The 25,476-nt window shown below is 52.2% G+C and carries 16 protein-coding genes; 8 read left to right on the plus strand and 8 right to left on the minus strand.

Going from position 1 to position 25,476, the window contains the following annotated elements; all coding sequences use genetic code 11:
• Positions 1-697 precede the first annotated feature (697 nt).
• On the plus strand, positions 698-1,462 hold the full coding sequence (agaR, locus tag ACG2F4_RS11500) for a transcriptional repressor AgaR (RefSeq protein ID WP_395260853.1): 765 nt from the start codon (positions 698-700) through the stop codon (positions 1,460-1,462).
• Positions 1,463-1,488: 26 nt separating this feature from the next.
• Here the strand turns inward: agaR and ACG2F4_RS11505 are convergent, their stop codons facing one another.
• Genes ACG2F4_RS11505 through ACG2F4_RS11525 form a run of 5 tightly spaced genes read right to left on the minus strand, consistent with a single transcriptional unit; the run spans position 1,489 to position 6,397 of the window.
• On the minus strand, positions 1,489-2,481 hold the full coding sequence (locus ACG2F4_RS11505) for an amidohydrolase family protein (RefSeq protein WP_395260855.1): 993 nt from the start codon (positions 2,479-2,481) through the stop codon (positions 1,489-1,491).
• Positions 2,482-2,492: 11 nt separating this feature from the next.
• Positions 2,493-3,314, minus strand: coding sequence for a ketose-bisphosphate aldolase (locus tag ACG2F4_RS11510; RefSeq protein WP_395260857.1), 822 nt, complete (start codon positions 3,312-3,314; stop codon positions 2,493-2,495).
• The gene (locus tag ACG2F4_RS11515) at positions 3,298-4,275 is read right to left on the minus strand and encodes a carbohydrate kinase family protein (RefSeq protein ID WP_395260858.1); all 978 of its coding nucleotides are present in this window, start codon (positions 4,273-4,275) and stop codon (positions 3,298-3,300) included. The genes ACG2F4_RS11510 and ACG2F4_RS11515 overlap by 17 nt, the downstream gene beginning before the upstream one ends.
• A complete protein-coding gene (locus ACG2F4_RS11520) occupies positions 4,272-5,201 on the minus strand; it encodes a 1-phosphofructokinase family hexose kinase (RefSeq protein WP_395260859.1) in 930 nt (309 codons plus the stop codon). Before ACG2F4_RS11520 ends, ACG2F4_RS11515 begins: the two co-directional genes overlap by 4 nt.
• 14 nt (positions 5,202-5,215) lie before the next feature.
• Positions 5,216-6,397, minus strand: coding sequence for an SIS domain-containing protein (locus tag ACG2F4_RS11525; RefSeq protein WP_395260860.1), 1,182 nt, complete (start codon positions 6,395-6,397; stop codon positions 5,216-5,218).
• Between the two features lie 505 nt (positions 6,398-6,902).
• Here ACG2F4_RS11525 and ACG2F4_RS11530 point away from each other — a divergent pair.
• The 4 genes from ACG2F4_RS11530 (at position 6,903) to ACG2F4_RS11545 (ending at position 14,107) form a co-directional block, all read left to right on the plus strand.
• Positions 6,903-8,426: an arylsulfatase gene (locus ACG2F4_RS11530; RefSeq protein WP_395260862.1), complete on the plus strand. Its 1,524-nt coding sequence runs from the start codon at positions 6,903-6,905 to the stop codon at positions 8,424-8,426.
• A 194-nt stretch (positions 8,427-8,620) separates the two neighbouring features.
• Positions 8,621-9,955: a Gfo/Idh/MocA family protein gene (locus tag ACG2F4_RS11535; RefSeq protein WP_395260863.1), complete on the plus strand. Its 1,335-nt coding sequence runs from the start codon at positions 8,621-8,623 to the stop codon at positions 9,953-9,955.
• Positions 9,956-10,277: 322 nt separating this feature from the next.
• The gene (gene nagB, locus ACG2F4_RS11540; RefSeq protein WP_395260865.1) at positions 10,278-12,242 is read left to right on the plus strand and encodes a glucosamine-6-phosphate deaminase; all 1,965 of its coding nucleotides are present in this window, start codon (positions 10,278-10,280) and stop codon (positions 12,240-12,242) included.
• Positions 12,243-12,541: 299 nt separating this feature from the next.
• Positions 12,542-14,107, plus strand: coding sequence for a M81 family metallopeptidase (locus ACG2F4_RS11545; protein WP_395260867.1), 1,566 nt, complete (start codon positions 12,542-12,544; stop codon positions 14,105-14,107).
• A gap of 46 nt (positions 14,108-14,153) precedes the next feature.
• Here the strand turns inward: ACG2F4_RS11545 and ACG2F4_RS11550 are convergent, their stop codons facing one another.
• Positions 14,154-14,993, minus strand: a complete 840-nt coding sequence (locus ACG2F4_RS11550) for a hypothetical protein (protein ID WP_395260869.1) — start codon at positions 14,991-14,993, stop codon at positions 14,154-14,156.
• A gap of 48 nt (positions 14,994-15,041) precedes the next feature.
• On the opposite strand from ACG2F4_RS11550, the gene ACG2F4_RS11555 reads away from it, so the two are divergent.
• Complete coding sequence (locus ACG2F4_RS11555) at positions 15,042-15,728, plus strand: GDSL-type esterase/lipase family protein (protein WP_395260871.1); 687 nt, start codon at positions 15,042-15,044, stop codon at positions 15,726-15,728.
• Positions 15,729-15,739: 11 nt separating this feature from the next.
• Here the strand turns inward: ACG2F4_RS11555 and ACG2F4_RS11560 are convergent, their stop codons facing one another.
• Positions 15,740-16,921 (minus strand): AGE family epimerase/isomerase, encoded by a 1,182-nt coding sequence (locus tag ACG2F4_RS11560; protein WP_395260873.1) that lies wholly within the window; start codon positions 16,919-16,921, stop codon positions 15,740-15,742.
• A 234-nt stretch (positions 16,922-17,155) separates the two neighbouring features.
• Positions 17,156-19,912 (minus strand): sodium/solute symporter, encoded by a 2,757-nt coding sequence (locus ACG2F4_RS11565; protein WP_395260874.1) that lies wholly within the window; start codon positions 19,910-19,912, stop codon positions 17,156-17,158.
• A 484-nt stretch (positions 19,913-20,396) separates the two neighbouring features.
• Between ACG2F4_RS11565 and ACG2F4_RS11570 the strand changes: the two genes are divergently transcribed.
• Together ACG2F4_RS11570 and ACG2F4_RS11575 are read left to right on the plus strand one after the other, a co-directional pair.
• Entirely contained in the window at positions 20,397-23,591 is a 3,195-nt protein-coding gene (locus ACG2F4_RS11570) for a SusC/RagA family TonB-linked outer membrane protein (protein ID WP_395260875.1), read from the plus strand.
• A 56-nt stretch (positions 23,592-23,647) separates the two neighbouring features.
• On the plus strand, positions 23,648-25,132 hold the full coding sequence (locus tag ACG2F4_RS11575; protein ID WP_395260876.1) for a RagB/SusD family nutrient uptake outer membrane protein: 1,485 nt from the start codon (positions 23,648-23,650) through the stop codon (positions 25,130-25,132).
• The last annotated feature ends 344 nt before the right edge of the window (positions 25,133-25,476 follow it).

Genomic DNA, 25,476 nt, shown 5'->3' on the forward strand with positions numbered 1-25,476 from the left:
TGTACGGGCAGCCGGAATACGCCCAGCGGACGCGGGAGCTGAAAGAACGGCTGCGCGGCCTGCGGACTCAATACCGGGATACGACGGGCCCTCCGGTTAATGTAAATAAAGGATCGTTGACAGAATAAGTCTGTGATTCTATAAAGGGCACCGAAAGTCCCTCGATTTCGATCTCACCGATTCTTGAACCGGATTTACTAGCAGGCGTTCGAGGAACCGGGATATCCTGTCGAAAAATCATTACGGCTAATCTTTTTGTTCTGTCATTATTGTTCAGCGGTGTGCTAATAGTCTGTGGAGGAACAACAGCGATGCCTGTATAGGCAATGACGCAGGTAACTGACCCAAGAATTTGGGAATCCTTTCTATCAACCTGTGACAGGGTAAAATAGTGACACCGGTAAAACAGATAGCTGAAAACCTTGATAGTGGGATCGCTTTATCCAGCTGTGGAGCTGGAAAAGAACCTTTTAAAGTATGAATTCAGATTTTATATTCCGTTGATTTTTCAAACCCAGGGTCTTTTTCATTTTATTGAGTGCCTGGACGGGTTGAACAATCAGAGTTGACCGGAACTGCAGCGCCGGGGAATCCAAACACGGCGTAAAATAACATCAATTCGAAAACTGGTAAAAGGTTTTCGAGGCTCTTGCTTACAGGGAAAGGGAAGTACGAACATGAAAAAAGATTCAGATAGATGAAATCTACAGTAGACAGGCGGGATCGGATCCTCCAAAAGATCCGAAGTGAAGGTTCGGTACGCGTTGACGAACTGAGTGAGGAGTTTGAAGTGTCCAGCGTCACGATCCGGAATGACCTGGATTTTTTTGAGGAAAAGGGGCTTATTCACCGGACGTATGGGGGAGCGTTGTTGCTGAATAACGTTTATAACGATCCATCGATAGAGGAGAAGGAGAAGCTGAATATTGAAGAGAAACGCCGGATCGGGGAATACGCGGCGGGACTGATACAAGACAATGAATCGATCATCCTCGACTCCGGTTCCACTACCCGGGAGATCGCCCTCCGGATCAAAGGCAAACAGAACCTTACCGTCATGAGCAACGCCATCAATATTGCGATGGAGCTGATCGGTTCGGAGGATATGCAGGTAATGCTGACGGGGGGCGTTCTGCGGAACAAATCCTACTCGCTGGTGGGACCCGAAGCCGAGCGAACCATGCAGAACTATTACTTTGACAAGCTGTTTCTGGGGGCAGACGGACTGGACCTGGAGCACGGGCTTACCACTTCGAATCCCCTTGAAGCTCAATTAAATCGTATTATGGTGGAGCGCTCGAATACGGTAATCGCGGTTATGGATTCCACGAAGTTTGGCCGACACAGCTTTTCGTACATCTGCAATTTAGATCCTGTTGATACGGTTATTACCGATGTTAATATTTCGGAGGAGTTTGAGGACAAACTCAAAAAACAGGATCTGCTGGTAGTTAAAGTATAGCAGTTGCTCCAGGCAATGAACTGCTCTTACAATCGATACCACCGCAGGGCGTTTGATCGATAAATTTTTTCAAGAACCGGTTGGGGCAGTGCCAATCCATTAAACGGTTCTTCAATTTGAGAAGAACGGAGCTGTTGGTCCGTTGCCAGGAATTTCCAGTGCATCTCCCATCGGTCTTTCAGCTCACGGAGAATGGCCTCAGCATCCTGATCGGGGTCATCAATAATATCGGTCCCGTAGATGATGCGGTCCTGGTATTCCCGGAAAAAGCGAACGACCTGTTCGTGGTCACGGGCAGCGTGGTAGTAGAGATGTGAAAACCGTTCGGCCAGATCCACAGCCAAATTTGGGAAAGTGTCGAGCCGCCGGGCAACCTCATCAAGACTCCATTCCAGGCTGGCCAGGTGCAGGCCTACAAACCGGAGCTCGGGGTGCCGTTCCAGCAGGTGATCCCGAGATTCAATATGATCCCGGTAATCCGGGTAGTCGGGCTGCTTGTACATGTGATAGCGAGGGTGCCGGGAAAAGTAGTCGCGATCGCTTTTTACCGTCATCTCCTCAACCGGCAGCCAGCAGTTTTTGGGTTCGCCCTGGTGACCCAGTACCGGTATGTGTTGCTCCTCCAGAAATTCAAAAACCGGTACCAGTTCGGCGTCATCAGGCATAAGGAACGAACCATCAGGGCGTTGAATAGACATACCGATATTTTTCCAGAATTTGATTCCGCAGGCTCCCTCGCTCATTTTTTTTGTAATGCTGGAAATGGCCTGGTCTGCCCATTTCTTTTCAAATACCTCTTCTGTAGAAACCGTCGCGGCGTGCCAGAGGGCGGTTACAGAAGATGGACCGTACTTCAGGGCCAGTTGCCGCTGCTGCTCTATGGGGGGGAACTCGGGCACTTCGGTGTTGATGGTCAGCACCGAAAAATCGTACTCCCCGGCAAGTGCGAGCAGGTCTCCGCGGTCGGCGTTAAAGTGAATATGGGCGTCAATTTTTGGAAATGAACGGATCGACAGCATGAGGTGAGGGTTTATGCCTGGTTTAACATCTCAATTTTATTTTTTAACAGCTGCTCTACGTGAGCGATTGCCGGGGGAAAAACCTTGCGGAGATCGATCTCATCCGACTTTGGAAGCTCTTCCCGGAGCGTGCTCATAAAGCCGTTTTTTACTTCGGTGGCAAGGTTGATCTTGCGAATACCATTTTGCACAGCCTCCTGGATCTGCTTATCCGGGATGCCGGACCCCCCGTGAAGAACAAGGGCGGCAGGCGTCGCTTTATGTATGTTAGCCAGGAGATCGATATCCAGCTCGGGCTCCCTGTCATAAAATCCGTGGGCGGAGCCGATCGCCACAGCCAGGGCATCGATGCCGGTCGCCTCGACAAAGGTTTTCGCTTCCCCGGGCTGGGTGAAGGCGACCTCCTCTTTCGACTGTCCCAGCTTGGCGATATATCCCAGTTCCGCCTCTACATTGGCCCCGTACGGCCGGGCCATCTCCACCACCTGCCGGCTGAGCTTCCTGTTTTCTTCGATCGGCTGCTCGCTGGCATCGATCATGACAGAATCGTAGCCGGCATCCAGGGCGCGCTTGATCAGATCGATATCCTGGGCGTGGTCGAGATGCAGCCAGGCCTCCACGCCATATTGCTGTGTTGCGGCCCGCGCCAGGCTGGTGGTGACCTCCAGGCCCAGGTACTCGATGGTGCGTTTGGTCGTCTGCAGGATAATGGGCTGCTGCAGGCTCGCTGCAGCTCGAAGTATGGCCGACAACGTCTCAAAATTGTAAAAATTGACAGCCAACAGCGCTCTGTTCTTCTTGTCCAGTTCCTTGAATTTATCTTGTAATTTCATCGAATTTGGTTGTTGAAAATTTTTGGTTGGCAATGTGAAGTACCTCATCGATACTGGTAATGGCGGCAGTGCCTCCGGCCTGGGTCGTGGATACCGCTCCCGCCAGGTTGGCGAACGCCACCGACTGCTCGATGGAGTCTCCTTTCAAAAAGCGGTAGATGAAACCGGCATTAAAACTGTCTCCCGCCCCGACGGCATCTACGGGATCTTCATTAATATAAGCCGGGACGGTTTCGATGGTTCCCTCCTTCAAAAATGTTGCGCCACGAGTGCCCCGTTTGACGATTACAGCTGCGTTGGTAGCCGGGCGTAATTTTTCCAGCCCATCTTCAACCGAGGATGCCTTGGTATACTGCAGGAATTCCGCCTCGTTGGGAAGAAAAAAGTCGATCTGTTTCAAAAGTTGGGAAAGGTTGAGGTCCCATTTTTCATCGGGATCCCATTGGGGATCTATGGATACGGTCATGCCGCTGGATTTAGCCCGCTGAACAATATTAATCAAATCTCGCTTGATCCCCGGCTGCAAAAAAATGGAGGAGATATGCAGGTGGCGGGCTTCGCGAAAAGCTTCATCCGGGATATCGGCACCCGAAAACTGGGACATGGCCCCCGGATAGGTAACCATCGCGCGGGAGTTGTTGAACCGGATGATCGCCGTGAGCCCGGTTTTATGGCGATCTGAAATACGTATTCGATCTGTCTCGACCCCGAAATCTTGTAGCTGGGAGATCACCTGGGTGCCAAAACTATCACTCCCGACCAGCCCGCAAAAGCGGGTGGAGATACCGAGCCGCGCGATGTTGGCGGCAAAGATGGCGGAGGAGCTGCCGAGAGTGAGGTTCATATCCCCGGCGATTTTTTCCTTCTCCAGCTCCGGAAACGATTCGAGATCATCCAGGATAAGGTCCATGTTCAGTTCACCTGCGACCAACAGCTCAATACTTTGTCTCTTTGAAGTCATAATTCAAGAATATCTATCGTTACATCCGGCAAAATTTGGTTGACGTCTTCGGCTTTAAGCAGTCCCAGTTCGGGATGTATGCAGTTGGCGCTTCCGCATGCCGTGGCGTACCGGGCCCAGTAGCAAGGATCTTCTGTAGTCACCCATGCCCTGCACAGCCCGGCAACAAGACAGTCTCCCGCCCCGACGGTACTGGTGACGGTTGATTGGTCGAGGTCGTGGCGGGCGTGGTAGAGGTGGTCTTCCACGCAAAGGTATAATCCCTCGCTTCCGGCCGTAACGGCTGCAATGGTGCAATTTGCGGCGAGCCAGCGGACTATTTCTGCTGGATCTTCCTTTCCACTGAGTTCATGCCCTTCATGCTGATTGATGTGAACAGCTCTGGGCTGCTTCTTTAAAGCGTGGTCCAGTAGCGGCCCGGAGGCATCGACAAATACGGGAATGTCTGCCCTGTCTGAAATAGATGCCAGTTCGAGGTAAAGAGTATCGTCAAAACCGCGGGCGGCCGATCCGCTCAATACCACCGCTTCGGGAGATCGTTCTTCGATACAGTTCCGGAAATCGGCGGTAAACTGCTCTGTCTGCCCGGATGTCAGCTCGGGTCCCGCCCCGAGCAGCTCGGTTTCATCCCACGAGGTGGATGAGCGGTTGGTGATACAGATACGGGTCCAGCCGGGAACGCTGGGTCCGAGGGTGGGAACCTGGTTATTTCGGCACGATTCCTGTAGCCATCGGCCCGTCTCGCCGCCCCACACTCCCAGTACGGTTACCTCTTCACCCAGCTCGCGCAGCGCAAAAGCCACGTGGATCCCCTTGCCTCCGGGAAAAAAAGATTCTCCGGACGAGCGATTCGTCGTTCCGCGGTCGATTTCATTGAATGACCAAAAGGAATCTACCGAGGGATTGGCACAGACGGCAAGGATCATAACAGATCGGGTCGTTAATGAACGGCAGGTTCGCTGTATATTTTGACACCCTCCACCACCCGGGAGATAGTACCCTCGGGAGAGGGATTATCGGGATTGAGCGAAAGCTGAATAGACTTGTAAAACCCGATTATCTGGGATGGCAGTGTGCAGAGGATGGCCCAGAAATGATTGTCGATCTGGTTTTCATCCCCGGGCTGAATCATGAAATCGATCGCATTCAGATCGCCGAATCGCCGATCTGCCACCGCCGCGGTGGTTACATCAATATCGTGCCGCGCAATTTGCTGTACCAGGTCGCGTTCATACCTGCGCGTTTGCTCGTCGTTGGAAAGCAGGTAAACCAGCAGCGTTTTATCGTTGATAATAGCTTTGGGACCGTGCCTGAACCCGAGAAAGGAATCAAACTTGCCAACGACACGGCCATTGGTTAATTCCTGTACTTTCAGGTGAGATTCCCGCGCTATTCCCAGCAGGGGACCACTGCCCAAAAATACGATACGCGAGAAATCGGTTTCCGCGATATTGAAAAGCCGTTCGGAGAAGTCCCCGATAATTCGGTTTCCGGTGCGGGCAAGTGCCTGTATCTGGCGAGTAATTTCTTCGTCGGCGGCTTCGAACAGGGAGGGAATCAGCAGCGCCGCCAGCGCCATGCTCGTGAAGCTGTTCGTCATCGCCAGGCTCTGATCTTCGGCCCCCTCCGGCAGCAGAAATACAAAGCTGTTGTCCCGGCTTTTCATCTGCGCCAGCTCACCCTCGGGATTGCAGGTGATAAGTAAATGAAAGACTTGATCACACTTGCGATTTGCAATATCCACAACCGCCCTGCTTTCGGGACTGTTGCCCGAGCGACCGAATGAAATGAGCAGCAGCGGCTGAGAGGTGAGAATAAGCTCGTCAAAATCAGTAACCAGGTCGGTGGTGGGAACGGCCCGGGCGTTCCTTGAAAAGACCCGTTGCCAGGTCGAAGCGACCGAATCGCCGATAAAAGCAGAGGATCCAGCCCCCGTCAGTACGATATTCAGATCTTCATGGGCCAGAATACCGTCAAGGAAAGAAGCGATCTCTTTTTTTTGGGCCCGGAGATCGGTCCAGGTTTTTTTCCAGGTCTCCGGCTGACGAGCGATCTCGGCGGAGGTAAACCTGCCTGTTTCATCATCAAGTGGTGCCCTTTCAGGCAAAAATAGGTTACTCATGAAAAAGCTAATTCAGTTAGTCTAAAGTCTACATTGTTTGTTAATCACAGTATAAACCAAGTTCAACTAAATAACAAAACGAAAGATAAAATGTCCCATATCAAGGCCATATAAATAATTTGTTGCATTTTATTCAATAGATGTTAGATTTATGGAAGAAATCGAAATGTGAAAATTGTCTTTCCCTTTCATGTTGAAATAACAATCACAAAACGTGTTTGCCGTTTTGTTTCCTGAACAGATGGCAGCCGGGACTGAGTAAGGCTGTCCCGCTGAGAGAACCCTTTGTTGGGATGTTGACAGATCGTTTGGAGGAGTGATTTCCTGATTTGCCTTTCATTGGAAGCCTGATGCTAATATTTCCTTTGAATATGGCATAAAAGAGACCTATGATATGATCAGATGGAGAGTCCGGCTACGGGGCTCGCAGGGTAGCCGATTCGGGATGATGTACATCCCACGGAATCGTGGCCTAATATAACATTCGTTATCAAAACTAAAGATTATGCAGAAGACCATAACCAGCGGGGCAGAACGCCCCTCTACTTTTTCCTGGACAGTGCCGTTAATATTACTTTTTGTTTTTGTGAGCTGTACCGGCGATTCTGAAGGGGACGGGGAACTGGATACCCGGAAACCAAATATAGTCTTTATTATGGCCGATGACCTTGGGTATGGCGATCTCGGCTCGTACGGACAGCAGCAGATCAAGACGCCGTACCTGGACCAGCTGGCAGCAGAGGGTATGCGTTTCACCCAGCATTATTCTGGCAGCACCGTATGTGCTCCCTCGCGCTCAGTATTGATGACAGGATTGCACACCGGTCATACACCCATTCGGGGAAACCGCGAGCATAATCCGATTGGCCAGTTTCCGATTCCCGACAGCGCGGTTACCGTGGCGGAGCTGTTACAAAAAGCGGGCTACAAAACCGGTGCATTCGGCAAATGGGGACTGGGCTATCCGGGATCGGAAGGATCGCCCGGCAAGCAGGGGTTCGACTATTTTTACGGTTACAATGGGCAGCGCCGGGCCCATTTCTTTTATCCCGAGTTCCTCTTTCGGGAAGAAGCGGGCAAGGAACCGGTGCGCGTGCCCCTGAAAGGCAATGAAGTCAGGGATACCTCCCGGCCCGGCTTTGAGCATCCCGGCTCCGGACCGCCCGTCAAGCGGGGTACCTACAGCCAGGATGCGATCATGGAAGAGGCGCTCTCTTTTGTGGAGCGGCAGGCCGTGGAAGACCAGCCTTTTTTTGCGTACCTGCCCCTCAATATTCCCCATGCCTCCCTGACGTTGCCCGAGTCGGCCCTTGAGCCGTATCTTGACGAAGAGGGAAACAGCATATTTAAAGAGGAACCATTTGAAGGCGGACATTATGCGGCTCAGCCGATGCCTCGCGCCACCTACGCCGCCATGATAACGCTCCTGGATGATTATGTGGGGCGCCTCATCCGGAAATTGCGGGAACAGGACATTGCGGAGCAAACCCTTGTGATTTTTACCAGTGACAATGGTCCCCATTCCGAAGGAGGCCACGACCCCGCTTTTTTTGACAGCAATGGGCCGCTTCGAGGTATAAAACGGGATCTCTATGAAGGTGGAATCCGGGTCCCGATGATAGCGTGGTGGCCCGGACAGATTCAGGAAGGGGCGACCAGCGATCATATCTCTGCGTTTGAGGATTTTATGCCGACCTTTGCCGAACTGGCGGGCACACAGCCACCTTCCAGGACAGATGGCGTTTCAATGGTACCCACGTTACTGGATCAGCCCGGCCAAAAAGAACGGGCCTATTTATATTGGGAGTTCCCGGCACGGGGAGGGAAACAGGCGGTCAGAATGGGAAAATGGAAGGCCGTACGTCTGAATGTCAGCCGGGATCCCGAAAGTCCGATTGAGCTCTACAACCTGGAACGGGATCTGTCGGAAAAACACAACGTAGCGGAGCAGCATCCTGAAGTGATTGAAGAGATAAAACAAATTTTTGAAGAGGCCCGGACACCTTCTGAATACTTTACGCTATTTTGATGAAACATGAGGACTGCAGAATATCTCTGTAGTTACCGCTCTTTTGTCCTGCAGGTGAAGAACAGTGGTCTGACCAAACATGAAAAATTGTGGATTGTTGAATGGGACAGAGTGTATGTACCCGGCATGAAGTTTTTGAAGGGATACCCAAGCCAGGAAATTAACAACAACAGTAAGATTAAATTTTGATTGTCATGGAAAACAGAATCAACAGGAAAGATTTCTTGAAAACGTCGGCGGTGACAGGTCTGGGGTTGTCGATGGCCCCCTTTTCAATACTCAGGGGACAGGATGACCGGACGATATCACTGGGATTTATGGGGGTGGGTTCCCGTGGCACCAGTCACCTGCGAGGCATGTTGCAGCGGGACGATGTACAGGTCAACGCCATCCTGGATCCGAACGAGGAGAATCTAAACCGGGCGCTCAAGATGGTAGAGGAGGCCGGACAGGAGCGTCCTGATGGATATTCGAATAAAGAGGAGTATAACGACCTTTGCCAGCGAGACGACCTCGACGGAGTCATTATCGCTTCCCCGTGGGTGTATCATACCCGGCAGGCGGTAGCGGCCATGAAAAATGGGAAATATGCCGGGGTAGAAGTCCCGGCCGCCCTGACAATCGAAGACTGCTGGGAGCTGGTTCACACTTCGGAGCGAACCGGCATGCCCTGCATGATGCTGGAAAATGTGTGTTACCGCCGCGATGTGATGGCCGTGCTGAATATGGTGCGGGAGGGACTATTCGGAGAGATGATTCACGCCCGGTGTGGGTACCAGCACGATTTGACCCCTTTCATCTTTAATGAAGATCTGGAATTTGGGCCGGGAACCGGCAGCGTATCCAGCTGGAGGACCAAGCATTACACAAAACGTAATGGCGACCACTATCCCACCCACGGGATCGGCCCGGTGGCCCACTGGCTCGATATCAACCGCGGAAACCGGTTCGTGAAGCTAACCTCGCATGCAACCAAGTCGCGCGGACTGGAAAGCCACATAAAATATTACGGGGGAGAGGATCATCCGAATGCCGATGTGGAGTGGAAAACCGGTGATATTATCACAACGACCATTACTACGGCAGAGGGAGAGACCATTATCGTGACGCTGGATACCACGCTTCCGCGCCCCTATTCCCTTGGATTCAGGGCACAGGGTACGAACGGCTTGTGGGAGCTCGAACGCGATGCAGTACATATCCGGGGGCGGAGCGAAGCCCACAGATGGGAGGAATTCGATAAATACCAGGATGAGTTTGATGCCGACCTCTGGAAACGGCTGGAGCAGGAGGCGGAGGGTTCCGGACACGGCGGGATGGATTACTTTGTAAGAAATGCCTTCGTAGAATCAATAAAACGGCAGGCCTCCACCCCGCAGGATGTTTATGATGCGGCGGCCTGGAGTGTAATACTTCCGCTCTCCGAAAATTCTATCGCCGCAGGCGGATCTCCCGTTGAGTTTCCCGACTTTACCAGTGGACAGTGGATTAACAACAAACGAATATTCGATCCCAACGGGGAATATTAATATCAGATCGGGCTATCTGTGAAGTAGTTCAGGGAAGGACTCCGATCCCCCTTGTTAGTAAAAATAAAAATGTCAATGCCAGTGCCACATGCAGTTCATGTGGCCAGAATCGTCCTATAGCTTTTCAAAATGGTTGGAAATTGCTACCATCAAGCGGTATCAATATATAGGTATGATTAGTAAATATTGCGGATGTAATTTTTCAATTGAGTAGCTATAGTTTGCCATATGCTACAAACGAAGCAGGCTTGTTACAACCTGTTGGGGGAGATCCCGATACAGACATGTTCCAGAAAATAATCTCAAACAACCAATTGTCTCTATGAAGCGTAAAAAAAACGTAGAATCATTGAATCCGAATGCCGATTTTTCTTTTTACGATGAGCGGGAGAAGGTGACGTATCACGAGCAGATTCCCACCCAGATCTTTGGTGATGCCGGGGAAGCATCTAAAATGGTGGCCATGGAAATTGCCGATTTGATTCGCACTCGCAACGAAAATGACGAAACTACCGTGCTGGGACTGGCAACCGGGTCAACCCCGACACAGGTGTATGACGAACTGGTACGACTGCACCGGGAGGAGGGGTTGAGTTTTGCCAATGTTGTTACATTCAACCTCGACGAATACTATCCCATGCAGCCCAATTCTCTGCAGAGCTACGTGCGTTTTATGAATGAGCACCTGTTTAATCATATCGATATTCCGGAAGACCAGGTGCACATACCGGACGGAACGATTCCCGAAGACCAGATCACTTCATATTGCCAGCAATACGAAGAGGAGATTGTGGAAGCCGGTGGAATCGATATTCAGCTGCTGGGGATCGGGCGTACCGGTCATATTGGCTTCAATGAGCCGGGATCGCGGCCCGACTCCCGCACCCGCCTGATTACGCTTGACAAGATCACCCGGCGCGATGCCGCCAGCGACTTCTTCGGGGAGGAATATGTACCCCGCCGCGCGATCACCATGGGAATCGGTACCATCCTGGATGCAGACAGAATTTTTCTGATGGCCTGGGGAGAAGGAAAAGCTCCCATTATCCGGGAAGCGGTGGAAGGACCCGTCAAGGAAAGTGTGCCGGCTACATACCTGCAGAACCATGACAATACAACGGTGGTCCTCGACCGCGCCTCCAGTGCCGAACTGACGCGTTCGAAAACTCCCTGGCTGCTCGGGGTATGCGACTGGGACGACAAGCTGATGCGCCGCGCCGTGGTATGGTTGTGCCAGCAGGTGGATAAACCGGTGTTGAAACTGACCGATGAGGATTACAACGAGCACGGCATGGGCGACCTGATAACCCAGTACGGTCCGGCCTACAATATCAATCTGAAGGTGTTCAACGAGCTTCAGCACACCATAACTGGCTGGCCGGGAGGCAAGCCCAACGCCGACGATACCAACCGCCCGGAGCGAAAATCTCCCTTCCCCAAACGGGCGCTTATTTTCAGTCCCCACCCCGATGATGATGTCATCTCCATGGGCGGTACGCTGATTCGTCTGGCCGAGCACGGCCACGAGGTGCATGTCGCCTACCAGGTGTCCGGAAATATTGCGGTATTCGACGACGATGTGATCCGTTTTGCCGATTTTGTCTCGGAATACCAGGAGCTGTTCGGGATGGATCAGGAGCCGGCCGAGTCGATGCTCTCGGAGATCAGGAACTTCCTGAACAACAAGGAGCCGGGGCAGGTAGACTCCGAAGAGGTCCAGCAAATAAAGGGACTGATACGTCGGGGAGAGGCCAAGGCGGCCGCCCGCTACTGCGGAGTGCCCGAAGATCATCTCCACTTTTTGGATATGCCGTTCTATGAGACGGGTCGTGTAAAGAAAAAGCCGCTCTCCCAGGATGATGTTGATATCGTTGTGGAGCTGCTGAGGGAGGTAAAACCGAACCAGATCTATGCTGCGGGCGACCTTTCCGATCCGCATGGAACCCACCGGGTATGCCTGAAGGCGATATTCCAGGCGCTTGAGGCGTGCCGGGGGGATGACTGGATCGACGACTGCTACGTATGGCTGTACCGCGGAGCCTGGCAGGAGTGGGATATCAACGATATTGAGATGGCCGTACCGCTGAGTCCGCAAGAGCTGGCCAAAAAGCGAAAGGCTATTTTCAAACACCAGTCGCAAAAAGATCGCCCGCTGTTTCCCGGGGCCGATGAACGGGAGTTTTGGCAGCGTTCGGAGTCGCGAAACCGAAATACCGCCAAACTTTATGACCAGCTGGGACTGGCCGAGTATGAGGCGATAGAGGCTTTTGTGCGGTATCAGCTGTAGGCCAATTCGGTGGCAGAAGCCGGATTTATCCCAACTTCCGGCAGCTATTATTTCCGGGGAGCTGGCCTGCATTGCTCCCCGAAAATATAAAAAGCCCCATTGTAGAACCACTATTTTTTGGGAGGTGGGGTACTGATCTTATTCCCCTTTTAAACGGAAGCACAACTCCCAAAAGAGGAATTGAGGGTTTGCAAAACCCTCATAAAATCATTCCTGTCAGTAAAATCTTTGCAAAACGTCGGGTTTTATCGCTTTTTGAACAAAACAAACAAATCACAGTGTAAAGTAAAACGATCGAGATGAAAAAAGTGTCCTACTTTTGGGCTTTACTGATTATAATCGCGGGATGCAGCGAATCAAGTGATAACAGGCAGCAGGAGGATCTGCCCCGTATCGCTATTGCGGGCCTAGCCATTGAATCAAGCACCTTTTCTCCCGCCGTTACCCATGAAGAGGCGTTCCACGCCCGGAGAGGAGATGACGTGTTCTCCTTTTATCCCTTTTTGGCCCCCGACTCGCTGAATCGAAAACGCGCCCACTGGATTCCGACCCTCAGGGGACATGCACTGCCGGGGGGCATAGTGACGAGGGAAGCGTACGAGTCGCTGGTAACAGAGACGCTTGACAGGCTCAGGGAGAACGGCCCTTATGACGGGCTGTTCTTCGATATTCACGGGGCGATGAGTGTGGTTGGTCTCGATGACCCGGAGGGAGATTTTATCACCAGGGTCCGGGAAGTTGTAGGGGAGGAAACCATTATTTCAACCTCGATGGATCTGCATGGGAATGTCTCCAAACGGCTGGCCAGGAATACCGACCTTATTACCTGCTACAGGATGGCTCCGCATGAAGATGCGCTGGAGTCGAAAAAACGGGCGGTGGAAAATCTGCTGGAGAGGATCGAGAGTGGAAAAGGCAAGCCCGAATATAAAGCGTGGATTCCGGTGCCGATACTGCTGCCGGGTGAAAAAACAAGTACGAGAGTGGATCCCGCAAAAAGTTTATATGCGAAAGTCGCCCCGGCAGCCAACCAGGAAGGAGTAATCGATGCAGCTATCTGGGTGGGATACGCCTGGGCGGACGAACCTCGTAATCATGCCGCGGTCATGGTTACCGGGGATGACAGGGAAAAAGTGACAAGTACCGCTGAAGAACTCGCCACCAGTTTTTGGGAGGTGCGGGATGAATTTGAATTTATCGCTCCCACGGCATCCCTCCAGAAAAGCCTGGACAAGGCTATTGCCAGTGATAAGAGCCCCTTCTTCATCAGTGATATGGGAGATAATCCAACTGCCGGGGGCGCCGGGGATGTAACGTGGACGTTGAGAAGAATTTTGGAACGACCTGAGTTCAAGTCGGCAGACGGCCCTTCCCTGATATATGCCTCCTTACCGGGACCGAAATTGGTGGAGCAAGCCGTGCAGGTGGGCGTGGGGGGCGAAGTCAGCGCATATGCCGGGGCTCAGGTAGATGACCGGTTTTCTCCCCCGATACAACTTACCGGGACCGTAACGGCGATTGAACACGGCGACCGGGATGCTGAAACGGAAGTGGTGGTAAAAATTGGCAGCGTAAATGTGATCGTAACCAAGAAGCGGAAGCCGTATCATCATGAGGATGATTTTACGCGCCTCGGACTCAATCCCCGGGAAACCGATGTTGTGGTCGTCAAGATCGGGTACCTGGTTCCGGAGTTATACGAGATGCAGGAGGGTTGGATCATGGCATTGACACCCGGCGGGGTGGATCAGGACCTGGAACGGCTGAATTATGAGAGAATTCAAAGGCCGATGTTCCCACTGGACGAAGACATGGAGGATCCCAACCTGGAAGCTCGGTTGATACCTGCTTCGGATGAATTATAGACAGAATCAGGTTCAATCCGGCTACCGGCGGCTGTTGGTGTCATTTTTATTGCGTGTGGAACTCAATCAGCCGCTGCATGGGGCGCTGTATGAATTTCCCGGGCGTCAGGTCGTACGAGGTGAGAAGCCTTGAGATCATACCGCGGTAGGCATGCCCCAGGGACCCGATGAAGTGTATCTGATAATCTTCGGGCGATTCATATTTCAGAATAATACGCTCAATAAATTCCCTGAAGCCGGACTCCAGCATCGATTGTACATATGGATGTCCGCGATTCTCACCGAGAAATGAGCTAAAAGAGGCCACGTAACGACTGGATTGCTCGTTGTGATATATCCCTTCTACAATCAATTCCAGGTCCATTTCGTACTCCTGTTCAAGCGTTGTTTTGAGATCAGCGGGCAGCTCATCCCTGTAGTAGCGATTCAGCAGTTGCTGCCCGAAGAAACCGGCACTCCCTTCATCTCCCAGGATATAGCCGAGGGAGGGGATCTGCTGCACAATGCGGGTTCCGTCGTAACGGCAGGAATTCGATCCGGTCCCCAAAATGCTGACAATACCCGGTTGGTCGAAACAGCAGGCGCGTGCGGCTCCCAGAAGATCTTCATGAACCTCGGCCCGCACGCCCGGGAAAACCTGATTCAGGGCCTTCTCCATACCGGTAATTTTTTCCGGGGAATCGCAGCCGGATCCATAAAAGAGGATGCACTCGACCGCATGCTCCCTGAGACTGGGTCTTAAGCCGCTCCGAAGTACCGACTTGATGCTTTCCGTTGAATGGAAATAGGGATTCAGTCCCTCTGTCTTGTATCGCTGAACGGTTCCTCCCGCCAGGAGGGCCCAGTCCGTTTTTGTAGAACCACTATCTGCAATTAATACACTCATTGATTATTATTCATTTTTAATTCAAACCTGCATTCAAACAGCACGATTATGAGACTCAAATATAGAGGTACGGTTTTCTGTGTCGTACTTTTCGCATTTTTAATGACCGACAGTCACGCTCAATCGACCGAAAAAAAGCCGGATTTCGGAGCATACTACTACCACAAAAAGACGCTTTTTGAGCATCTTCCCAATGCGGAGAACGAGATTATATTTCTGGGAGACAGTATCACCGACGGAAACGAGTGGGCTGAGCTGTTCGGCAGCCCTAGGCTGAAAAATCGGGGAATCTCCGGCGATGTGACGGATGGCATCCTGTATCGTCTTTCGGAGGTTACTGAATCCAGTCCCGCCCAGGTGTTTATCATGATAGGCGTAAATGATCTGGCTCGCGGAATTCCGGTTGAAACGGTTATTTCCAACTATGAGAAAATTCTTGACCGAATTCGGCGTGAAACGCCCCGCACGGAAATCTATGTCCAAAGTATTTTGCCGGTAAATGACGAGTTTTCCCAGTTTTCTTCTCATACTGATAAAACCCCGCAAATTAAAGAGGCCAATAGCCGCCTGGCGGCGCTGGCCCGGGAAAAGGAAGCCATTTTTATCAACCTTTTTGATGATTTCAGCACAGGCGAAGACAAACTTAATCCCGATTATACCGAAGATGGCCTCCATTTAAATGGTCAGGGATATGTGGTTTGGAAATCGGTTGTTGATTCGCATCTGGATCTGTGATTTCGGATTACTCAATATTGCTTGGTCAGCGCTTCGAATGTATGCCAGCACTCGTACATCGCCCGGGGTACATGAAAACACCCTTTCCACTTGCTGCCCTTTAGCGTGGTATAGCGTTCGCCCCGGCGGTTCAGGTATCCGAACCATTCGCCCTGCTCTGCGTCGGAAAAACGGGACCAGCTGTACTCGTGGACTTGGTCATACCATTCCAGGCATTCTTCCCGACCGGTCAAAAGGTATCCCCTGGAAAGGGAAATAAGGGTTTCAAGATGAACCCACCACAGCTTCTGGGTCCACTCCAGTTGCAGGGGAGGGTGCCCCTCGGCGTCGAGAAAATAATAGATCCCGCCATATTTGTCATCCCATCCAAAATCGAGCAGCTGCAGCGTTCGGTCTGTAGCCCGTTCAATCAGCGACTGGTCCTTGCGGCGCCGGCCGATCTCCATGATAAACCACATCGCCTCGATGCCGTGTCCCGGGTTGACCAGGCGACCCTCGTAGCTGTCGGACCAGCTGCCGTCTTGCAGCACATGCTCGCGGATAATTTTTTTGTCCGAATCCCAGAATACCTCCATCACCTCGTGAATGCACCGGTCGAGTGTTTTTTCCACTTCCCCGGTGTCCAATGCTTCTTCCATCTCAAGGGTGAGCACACTCAGTATCATCGGCAGGGCAAATCCTTTGAGGGGACGGGTACCCGGGACCGATTTCTCATACTGCCCCTTGGGATTATCCTGCCTGCGGAGAATATTCTGGTAGGTTTGAACCGCAATTTCCCTGGCTTCTGTATCGCCCGAGGCCTTTCCGTAGGCCTGAAATCCCATCGCCGCAAAACAGTCCGAAAAAATATTGTAGGGTTGGATCAGGGGTTCTCCCCGGCGGGTGAGCGAGAAATACCAGTTCCCTTCGGTATCACGCCCGTGTTTTTTTAGAAACTCGTACCCGGTTCTGGCTATCTCCAGCCATCTTGGTCGCGATTCCACGCGGTTGTAGAGCATCGAAAATGTCCAGACCTGTCGTGCCTGCAGCCAGATGAATTTGTCGGTGTCGTAGACGGTTCCGTCCCGGTCGAGACAGCTGTAGTAGCCGCCATATTCTTCATCGATGGAATGATTTTCCCAGAAAGGGATCACGCTGTTTAGCAAGGTATCTTTGTAAAGCTGAGCTAATTCGGTAAATGTCTGTTTTGGCATAGTATTGATATCCGGATTTCAAATTTATCAGAGGGTATATCCAGCGAACTGGCCCGCATTTCTCACCAGGAAATTGGTTTTTCAGCAAGGCGATTTGTCCTACAACGCAGCTGAAAGGCGAATTTCGCAGCCCATTACAGACTGTAATGATGATTTGGCAATAAAAAACGGTATAAGTTATTGTCATCCATAAAGTTACATGATTTTGTCCAAAATACTCGTGAGAAATCCGGGCTAGGGAGATTTTGCCACCAGCGTGCGGTAGGTCAGGTTTTCCAGCTTTTTGCCGTGGTCGGGCAGAAACAAGCTGACAAGGTATCCTGTAATCACGCACACCGGTATCCCGATCAAGGGATAGATATAAAAATGGATCGGCGTGTGGAATTTAACAAAATAGAGGGCGATCAGGCTGATTGCAGCCCCGGTCAGCGCTCCGGTGCCGTGGGTGCGCTGCGTAAAAATGCCGAGGATGAAGATGCCGGCAAGAGCACTGCTGAGCAGCCCGATGATCTCCTGGAAAAAGAAATAGAGAGACTGAATCGGGAAACTGGCCAGCAGGCAGGCGATGAGCGTTCCCAGTGCGCCGACGGCAACAGTGACCCAGCGTGCCAGTCGAAGCCGGGTCGACTCGCGAGAGGCCGGCACAAAACGCTGGTAAAAATCGACGGTGGCCACCGTGGCGATGCTGTGCATGCTGCTGTCGAGGCTCGACATCGAGGCGGAAAAGATGCCGGCGATCAGCAACCCTGCAAATCCAACCGGCAGCTGTTGGCCGATAAAGAGCGGAAATACCTGGTCGTTCTGCATCCCGACGGAGAGAAATTCGGGATTAAGCTTGTAAAAGACGTAAAAGCAGGTGCCGAGCGCAAAGAAAAGAAAGCCGGTGGGAATGGAGATGATGCCGTTTGTCCAGATGCTGTCGGCTGCTGATTTTTCGTCTTCGGTGGTCAGATAGCGCTGGATGACCGCCTGGTCGGTGGTATAGGGACCAAACTGCAGGGCAAAGGAGCCCAGGAAGATCGACCAGGTAGCGAGGGCGGTAAAGCTGAAATCCAACTCCAGGAATTGAAGCTTTTCGTTCGCCACGGCGGTCGTGTATACCACATCTAGTCCCCCTACATAGTCGGTAATGAAGTAGAGGCTGTAAAGTATGCCGCTGATAAGAATGACCACCTGCAGCACGTCACTCCAAATGACCGCCTCAATGCCGCCGAGGGTCGTGTAGACGATAGCCAGCAGTCCCATCAGGACGATGGCGGCATAAATATTCATATCCAGGATGGCTGTGAGCGTCAATGCGGGCAGGAAGACGACGACACTCATTCTGCCGAGCTGAAACAGTATAAACGAGATGCTCCCGAAAAGGCGAACGCCCAGGTGGAACCGCTTTTCCAGGTATTCATAGGCCGAGGTCACATTCAGCCGTCGGAAAAAGGGCAGGTAGAAATAGATGACCACAGGGGCCATCAGGAAAATTGTAAAATAGGCGATAAATACGATCCAGTTGTCGGCAAATGAGAGGACCGGCGTCGAAATAAAGGTGATGGCGCTCAGCTGCGTGGCATAAATGCTGATGCCCGCAGCCCACCAGGGAATACGGTTGCCCGCCAGAAAATAGTCGTCGGTGGCGTTTTCTCGACGAGAAAAATAGATTCCCATGCCGACGAGAATAAGTCCATATAGTCCCAGCGCTGCGTAGTTTACCCATCCAAACGTCGGGGTTCGGGCCTCGATCTGCCCCCTCCATATGTTGGCGCTGCGGACCCCGGGGCGTATTTCACCGCTGGCAATGAGGATATCTTCATCCCATTGAACGGCCCGGGTGGTCACCGGTGCCGGGGTTGGCAGTTCTCCAATTTTATCATAGGTATCGGTAATGGTGTGGTAGGAAAGAATATCCCTGGAAAAGGGCTGCTCTTGCTGCAGGTTGGACAGGAGCTGCCGGTTTAGCTGATCCACTTGCTCTTGAAGGGCCCCTTTTTGAGAAGGGCGGCTGACCGTGGCCATCCGGTTATTGAGGCTGTCGATCCGGGCACTTATTTGCAGCCGTTCCACCAGGGCGTCTCCCGGGTCGCCCCCGAAAATGAGGATGTGGGCATCTCCCGTCGCTATGGCGGTTCCCCCCATGACGGAACGCCCGTTTCCATGAAGGTTGTGAGCTATCGGTTCCAGTGACTCCCACTCACTGGATTTAATATTATAGCGATAGGCGTCGCTGAGTACCTCCATGGAGCCGTCTGGATTGACATTGCGGCCGCTGAACAGGAAAAAATAGGGCGTATCTCCCTTGTGCTGGCCTGCAGCCACCGGGAGCACACGGGCCGCACCGGGCCACGCGGGGAGAAATTCCCAGTTGAGATCTTCGCCCTGTTGCGAGAGATCGAGCTGCCAGAAACTTTTCGAGGCCCCCGGTGATGCCAGTGAATGTTGCCCTCCCGCAACGTAGACTCGGTCATTGAGGCGTGTGGCTCCCATAAATGCCAGCGGGCGGGGCAGGGGAGGGAGCTCCCGGATTCCGATCGACTCTTCCCCGGGATTCCACTTTAGCCGGTATACGTTCCGTTTGACTTCCGTTCCATCAGTGCCTCCGATGAGCAGCAGGCTCTCCCCGTCGCGAATTGTTGCGCCATACGCGAGCGGGTGGGGTAGTTTCAGGTCGGGATCGGACAGCCAGCGATATCCGGAAGTGTCTTTTTGCAGGATGTAGATCTGATCGTGATATACCTTTGACCCGTTTTCCCATGGCGGAGCCCCGGGAAAATTTGCTCCTCCCGCCACAATAAGCGCATCCCCCGCACGGCCAACAAAAGCGCCGGCAACGCCCGCCGGGTTGGGCAGGTCAGGCAGCCGGTTCCAGTTTACAATATCCTTGGAAAGTGGTTCCGCCGGCGGGGACTGCGCCTGCAACAGAAGAGGAGAAAGCCAGAGCAACAGTAAAATAGAGAGCGCCCGCCCGATACTCCCCGTAAAATGGGTCCGGGAAAACTGCATTGCGGGAGAACGTGATAACTGAATTGGATGCAGGATAAACATATAACCAAAGTCTTAAAATTCAGGCACTCAAAAGTACCAGGATGTAACAATCGTATAGAGAATTCTTCTGTAAAACTTTGGCTTGGAAGGCTGATAACAGGTTAATAAAAGAATTGAAAAGCTCAAAAAAATATTTGCGTCTCCCCGTTTTTGCTGTGACGCCTTCGCTTCTATCGTAGCCAACCTAGTTATTATACTGCAAGATTGCTCTCTTTAGGGTGGTTTTAGGGAAAAATATCAATATAGAGGTAATGAGTTTGAATTTTTGAGTAGATATCACTCCAAATCTTAATCATCATGGGGTATGAAACAGGCTTGGAAGCTTAAATAAATAGAAATCACAACCAAACAACCTAAAATAAAACACAACTTATTACAATCTGATTAAATAAATGAGAAGGGATTCCGGAAAATAATCTCTAAATCGAAAATAAAGGAAGTTATGAAAACCAGGATACGTTCAGCACTCATGTTTTTGATGTGCCTCGCTTTTTCCATGCAGGTACATGACGCAACAGCCCAGGCTCAGCAGCATACCGTTACGGGTACGGTAGTAGAACAGGAGTCTGGAGAAACACTACCCGGTGTGAATGTAATTATAAAAGGAACTACCCAGGGTACGGCAACTGATGTGGACGGGATGTATGAGATTGAGGTAGCCGAAGACGACACGCTGGTGTTTAGTTCCGTGGGTTTCCAGTCTCAGGAGATCCCTGTTATGGGGCGATCTGTCATTGATGTGGCTATGGTCGCAAGTACAGGTCAATTGGACGAGGTAGTCGTCATTGGCTACGGCGAGCAGTCGCGGGCCACCCTGACCACCTCGGTAGCCAAGATGGATACTTCGGTCTTAGAAAACGTGCCGTTTACCAATGTGGCATCAGCGCTGCAGGGCAGCGTGTCGGGACTGCGCGTGCAGAACACCACCGGCCAGCCGGGTGCTGCGCCACAGGTTGTACTGCGCGGCGGAACCTCTATCAGCAATCCGGATGGAGCCACGCCTCTTTATATTGTTGACGGGGTTAAAAGAAATAATCTCAACGATCTGAATTCCAACAATATTGAAAGTATCCAGGTACTCAAGGATGCCGCCTCTACAGCTATCTACGGTGCCAGGGCTTCCAACGGGGTTATTATCGTGGAGACAAAGTCCGGACAGCGCGGGAAGACCCAGGTGAACTACCAGACGAGCGTGCAGATGTCGAGACTGGGCGACTTTTATGACCTTGGCAGCGCGCGCGAGTATATACGGTTTGCGCGGCTGGGAATGGCGGCCACCGGAGAGAAGCACCCGCAGTATACCAGTCGGTTGGATCTGCCAATCGGGTTTGGAATAGGCAACGACCTGACCAAAAATACGGCGTTTACGCCGCAGTACCTCACCCCCGAAAATGAGCACAAGCTGGACGAAGGCTGGCAAAGCATGCCGGATCCGCTGGATCCCTCAAAGACGATCATCTTTAACGATACCGACTGGCAGGACAAGCTTTTCAGAACGGGGCTGACCACCAATCACTATCTCTCCGCATCCGGGGGATCGGAAAACGCTACTTATCGAGTTGGCGTAGGCTTCCTGGACAGCGAAGGGGCGGCGATCGAAACCGGCTACCAGCGCCTGAGCCTGGATGCCAGCGGCGATGTGCAGGTCCGTGACAACCTGAATGTGCGCGGAAATGTCAATTTTACAAACTCAAGCGATGACCAGGTGTTCAATGTAAATCATATTTTCCAGCGGGCACTGGGTCTTCCTCCCACGGCCAAGTTCCGGTATGAAGACGGGACGTTGGCTCCCGGTCAAAACCGCACGATCGGGAACCCGGTGTATCATCTCAACCAGAGTCTCGCCGAAAACAACCTGAACCGGATAACGCTCGGGTTGAACGCCACCTGGGAAATTATTGACAACCTGACATTTGAACCTTCAGCTTCGCTGTACGCTGTCCAGGGAATCGACAACTCATTCCAGAAAGCCTACTACTTTTCTGCAAATCAGCTGATCGACTCCCGAAATGCCTCGGCCTCTCACAGCATGTACTGGCAGAAGGAAGTTGATGGCGTGTTCACCTATACCGACACATTTGCGGGAGGTCACAACTTTTCTGCGAAGGCCGGCTTTTCTTACTACGACCGAAAGAACTACAGCCTGTTTGCTGCGGGGCGTGGAGCCGCCACCGATAATATTCCCACGCTTAATGCCGCTTCCGAGGAAACCGCTGTTTCCAGCAGCACTTCCCACCAGGTGATCGCCGGATATTTCAGCAGGGTGAGCTACGACTACAAGCAGAAATACCTGTTGTCGGCCTCTGCCCGGTATGACGGCGCGTCAAACCTCGGCGACAACAATAAATGGGGATTTTTCCCGGGCATCTCGGTGGGATGGAATGTGCATGAAGAAAATTTCTGGTCCGAAATGCCGGATCTGCTGTCCTCTCTCAAGCTGCGGGGAAGCTACGGGGTCAACGGAAATATCAGCGGCCTGTCAGATTTCCACGCGCAGGGACAGTACAGCGTAGGTTCAGAATACAACGGGCAGCCGATGGTAGCCAGCACCCGACTACCCAATCAAAATCTCAAGTGGGAACGCTCCCGCACCGTTGATTTCGGATTTGACCTGGGTCTTGTCAACGACCGTGTCAGCGTGCTGTTTGACTATTATCGCAGGGTGACGGACGACCTGCTCCAGGACCTGCAACTTCCCCATTATACCGGGTTTCAAAGCATCTTGACCAACCTTGGATCGCTCGAAAACACGGGAGTTGAATTTGAAGTGCAGGCCGATATCATCCAGGAGCGGGCGGGCTTTAACTGGTCATTTGGAGCCAACGCCTCCTATAACCAGAACAAGATTCTGAAGCTTCCGGAAAATGACAACGAAAACAACCGCATCGGCGGAATTCTTGTCTACGATCCCGAGGTGGATGACTACGTCTACAAGGGCGGACTGCAGGAGGGAGGCCGCCTGGGCGATATGTACGCCTACAAGCAACTGGGTATATACGCCACGGATGAGGAGGCTGCCCAAGGTCCTACCGACATGCTGGTTGCCGGAACCGACAAAACGAAGTTCGGCGGCGATGTGAAATGGCTGGACAAAGATGGAAACGGGATTATTGACACCCGTGACCAGGTTTACGCCGGCAATATCTATCCCAACTGGACCGGGGGATTCAGCAATACCTTTACCTACAATAATCTTTCACTTCTTGTGCGCACCGATTTTGCGCTCGGTCACACAATCTACCATGAAAGCCTGGCCCGGTTTAACGGCCAGTTCCAGGGCGATATCAATATCTCAAAAGAGGTTGTGGAGAAATCGTGGCTGCCAGATCGCAGGGATACGGACGTACCCCGGTATTACTGGGCCGACCAGTTGGCACAAAACAACCTTTTCAGGGGAAATACCCGGTACTATGAGAAGGGGGATTACCTCTCACTGCGGGAAATAACGCTAAGCTATACCATCCCCAATGACTGGATCAGGGGATTGGGCCTGAAGAGGGTGCGGGCGTACGCTACGGGCAACAACCTGCACTACTTTACCTCTTACAAGGGTTTGCTCCCGGAAGAGGGCGGCCAGGACAGTGGTCGCTATCCCAACCCGCAGAGCTTCATTTTCGGTATCGACCTGAGCTTGTAGACTGGAATAGTGAGAAGGGTTAATTCAATGAATTTTAAAGAAATCAGGATAACACAATGAAAAAGCTAACAACCATAGTGCTTTTGGGAGTCGGTCTTTTAACGGCCGTCTCATGTACGGAAGACCTGCAACTTTCGCCCACCAGTACCATAACGGCAAATTCGTTTTGGGAAAATGAGCAGGATGTACAGGGTGGATTAAACAGCATGTATCAATGGTTCCGTCCCCAGGCAGCTTCCAATCTGTATATCTGGGGTGGAGCACGGAGCGAAGAGATGTCGTACGGACTTCAGGCCTCGGAAGGGCTGGAGCGCTATTTTGAGAACACGATAGACGCCAACTTTGCCGGCCCGGACTGGCTGCGGCTGTATACCACCATCTACACCGCCAACCTGGCGCTCCATGAGATTCCGGATATCGCCTTCACCAGCGAGGATGACAAAAACAGGGCGCTGGCGCGGGCTCACACGATGCGGGCCTATGTGTACTTTATGCTGGCGCGTACCTGGGGCAATGTGCCTTTGGTGACCGAGCCGATCGAAGGAATCCAGGGTGAGGGAAGTACCGGCAAACCGCAGGCCGACGTCAGTGAAATCTTTCAGCTGATCAAGCAGGACCTGGACGCCGCACTCGACCTGTTCCCGGATGACAGCTTTCCAACCTGTCGCTGCACCTGGTCGCGACCGGCCGCAAACGCCCTGAAAGGAAACGTGTACCTCTGGACGGCCAAGCGCATGGGCGGGGGAGAATCGGATCTTCAGACCGCACTTACCGCCCTGCAGGAAGTTCAGTCTGCCAATGTAGGTCTGCTGGATAATTTTGATGACATCTTCCGCTATGACAACAAGGGCAACCAGGAGATATTGATGGCTGTACACTTCGAGGACCTGGAGTCAGGCAGCATGTATAACAACCTCATGTATGTTCGAAATGACCAGATCCCGCAAAATGTGACCCAGGAATCCGACAGCCTGCTGGGACTGGGTGGCGGACTCAACCGCTGGGGACCTTCGGAGACACTCAGAAACCAGTTTACGGATGATGACAGTCGAAAAGATGCTTCGTTCGTGGAGGTGGAGGAAGTGGCCGGAAACGATACGACCCTCTATGCTACCGCTGTGCGAAAGTTCAGGGGATTTGTCAACGAAAGCGGTCGCAACTTCATGGATGATGTGATCTTGTACCGTTATGCCGACGTCCTGCTGATGATTGCAGAGGCCAAGAACGCCCTTGGGCAGGATCCTTCAACCGAAATCAACCAGGTACGCCAGCGTGCTTACGGCGACGATTATACTGACCACGTATTCACAAACGGGTCGCAGGAGGCCAACGACGAAGCCATTTTACAAGAGCGGCTGCGTGAACTCGCGTTTGAAGGCAAGCGCTGGTGGGATCTGGTGCGGTTTGGCAAAGCATTTGAACTGGTGCCTTCTCTGCAAAACAGGCAGGGACAGGATTACCTGCTGCTGTGGCCCATACCGCAAAGTACGCTCAGCCTGAATGGCGAACTCGAACAAAATCCCGGCTACACGCAAGAATAGTTTTGTTCCCTGAAAGGGATACTATCCCATATCCCCTTTCCCTGACCCGAAATCTGAGCCTTTCTCTCCCGCCAGCCTCTGGCAGGGGAGGGGCCGGATTCGGGAATTAACTAAAACCTGTTACCGGCAAAAAAGGATACCGATTCTTTTAAGCAAAGGGACAACCTCCCAAGCTCCCTCTTCCAGTGGAGATTTTTTGGGTAGGTTTATCAGCCAAAGTGGTAATGAACTATTGATGAACGTAAAAAAGTACTTCCCTGGAAGAAGGAGAAAAGGAGAAATGATCCGCTTATAATTTGGGACCGGTCCTTAACCGGTAAACGCATTAACGGTGATTTTTCGCT

It is taken from the genome of Halalkalibaculum sp. DA3122 (genome assembly GCF_043951865.1).
In the GTDB taxonomy this organism is placed as follows: Bacteria; Bacteroidota; Rhodothermia; order Balneolales; family Balneolaceae; genus JAMQKA01.

Bases quoted from the DNA above. Each gene is read 5' to 3' on its own strand.
- agaR (WP_395260853.1), top strand. From the start codon at position 698: ATGAAATCTACAGTAGACAGGCGGGATCGGATCCTCCAAAAGATCCGA.
- ACG2F4_RS11505 (WP_395260855.1), bottom strand. From the start codon at position 2,481: ATGCTGTCGATCCGTTCATTTCCAAAAATTGACGCCCATATTCACTTT.
- ACG2F4_RS11510 (WP_395260857.1), bottom strand. From the start codon at position 3,314: ATGAAATTACAAGATAAATTCAAGGAACTGGACAAGAAGAACAGAGCG.
- ACG2F4_RS11515 (WP_395260858.1), bottom strand. From the start codon at position 4,275: ATGACTTCAAAGAGACAAAGTATTGAGCTGTTGGTCGCAGGTGAACTG.
- ACG2F4_RS11520 (WP_395260859.1), bottom strand. From the start codon at position 5,201: ATGATCCTTGCCGTCTGTGCCAATCCCTCGGTAGATTCCTTTTGGTCA.
- ACG2F4_RS11525 (WP_395260860.1), bottom strand. From the start codon at position 6,397: ATGAGTAACCTATTTTTGCCTGAAAGGGCACCACTTGATGATGAAACA.
- ACG2F4_RS11530 (WP_395260862.1), top strand. From the start codon at position 6,903: ATGCAGAAGACCATAACCAGCGGGGCAGAACGCCCCTCTACTTTTTCC.
- ACG2F4_RS11535 (WP_395260863.1), top strand. From the start codon at position 8,621: ATGGAAAACAGAATCAACAGGAAAGATTTCTTGAAAACGTCGGCGGTG.
- nagB (WP_395260865.1), top strand. From the start codon at position 10,278: ATGAAGCGTAAAAAAAACGTAGAATCATTGAATCCGAATGCCGATTTT.
- ACG2F4_RS11545 (WP_395260867.1), top strand. From the start codon at position 12,542: ATGAAAAAAGTGTCCTACTTTTGGGCTTTACTGATTATAATCGCGGGA.
- ACG2F4_RS11550 (WP_395260869.1), bottom strand. From the start codon at position 14,993: ATGAGTGTATTAATTGCAGATAGTGGTTCTACAAAAACGGACTGGGCC.
- ACG2F4_RS11555 (WP_395260871.1), top strand. From the start codon at position 15,042: ATGAGACTCAAATATAGAGGTACGGTTTTCTGTGTCGTACTTTTCGCA.
- ACG2F4_RS11560 (WP_395260873.1), bottom strand. From the start codon at position 16,921: ATGCCAAAACAGACATTTACCGAATTAGCTCAGCTTTACAAAGATACC.
- ACG2F4_RS11565 (WP_395260874.1), bottom strand. From the start codon at position 19,912: ATGCAGTTTTCCCGGACCCATTTTACGGGGAGTATCGGGCGGGCGCTC.
- ACG2F4_RS11570 (WP_395260875.1), top strand. From the start codon at position 20,397: ATGAAAACCAGGATACGTTCAGCACTCATGTTTTTGATGTGCCTCGCT.
- ACG2F4_RS11575 (WP_395260876.1), top strand. From the start codon at position 23,648: ATGAAAAAGCTAACAACCATAGTGCTTTTGGGAGTCGGTCTTTTAACG.